Below are 1,217 nucleotides of genomic sequence, written 5' to 3' on the forward strand. Positions count from 1 at the left end.
TAAAAGTCTGGACTAAATCTGACGGCATGCTGGAATGGCGGGTATTGATCGCCTGTGTCGGGGCATGCCCCGACACAGGCGGCGGCGTAAGAAGAGGTCGCCATGACAAAGGATCAGAAAATTATCCGAGCGAAGGTCGGTGTTCTGGAACTGGCCAAGCAGCTTGGGAACGTCAGCCAAGCCTGCAAGATGATGGGCTACAGCCGGGACAGTTTTTACCGGTTCAAGGAGCTGTACGACAAGGGCGGGGAGATGGCTCTGGTTGAGATGCAGCGCCAGGGGCGGCCGCTGATCAAGAACCGGGTCGATCCTGCCATTGAAAAGGCCACTGTCGAGATAGCCATTGAGCAGCCGGCCTGGGGCCAAGCCCGTGTTTCCAACGAGTTAAAGAAGCGCGGCCTGTCGATTTCGCCCTTCGGGGTGCGCAGCGTCTGGCAGCGCCACGATCTGGAGAATATGAAGAAGCGCCTGAAGGCCCTAGAAGCCCGGATGGCCGAAACCGGCCAGGTGCTGACCGAAGCACAGGTCGTGGCGTTGGAAAAGGCCAAAGCCGACAAAGAGGCCCATGGGGAGTTTGAGAGCGAATGCCCCGGCTATTGCATCGCCCAGGATACGTTCTATGTGGGCACCTTGAAGGGCGTTGGCCGGGTTTACCAGCAGACGGTGATCGACACCTATTCCAAGGTGGCCTTCGCCAAGCTGTATGACCGCAAAACCCCGATCACGGCGGCTGAAATCCTCAATGACAAGGTGATCCCCTTCTTTGAGGAGCAGGAGGTGGCGATCAGCCGGGTGCTGACCGACAGGGGCACCGAATATTGCGGTAACCCGGAAACCCATGAATATGAGCTGTATCTGGCCGTCGAGGATATCGACCACACCAGAACCAAGGCCAGGAGCCCGCAGACCAACGGCATCTGCGAGCGCTTCCATAAAACCATCCTGGACGAGTTCTATCGCGTGGCCTTCCGTAAACGGATCTACACCAGCATCGCTCAGTTGCAGGCCGACCTGGACGAATGGATGCGTGATTACAACGAGGTCAGGACACATCAGGGGCGATGGTGCTTTGGCAGAACACCCTTGCAGACCTTCCGAGAAACCGCAAAAATCGCCCAGGAAAAGCAGATCGCTGCCGCGTGAACGTCGGACAGCTCAACATCACCGGACACCCGCATCGGTGAGCGTGACTGTCAGATCAAATCCATGCTTTTACA

At 57.5% G+C, this 1,217-nt stretch carries 1 protein-coding gene; it reads left to right on the forward strand.

The window, feature by feature from the left end:
- Positions 1 to 102 precede the first annotated feature (102 nt).
- Positions 103 to 1,143 carry an IS481 family transposase gene (locus CHB97_RS25680; protein WP_089290856.1) on the forward strand — a complete coding sequence of 347 codons (1,041 nt, stop codon included), beginning with the start codon at positions 103 to 105 and terminating at the stop codon, positions 1,141 to 1,143.
- Positions 1,144 to 1,217: the final 74 nt, after the last annotated feature.

The sequence above is a fragment of the Azospirillum sp. RU38E genome (assembly GCF_900188385.1).
Lineage (GTDB): Bacteria > Pseudomonadota > Alphaproteobacteria > Azospirillales > Azospirillaceae > Niveispirillum.

Coding starts and splice junctions, on each gene's coding strand:
- CHB97_RS25680 (WP_089290856.1), top strand. CDS start 103: ATGACAAAGGATCAGAAAATTATCCGAGCGAAGGTCGGTGTTCTGGAA.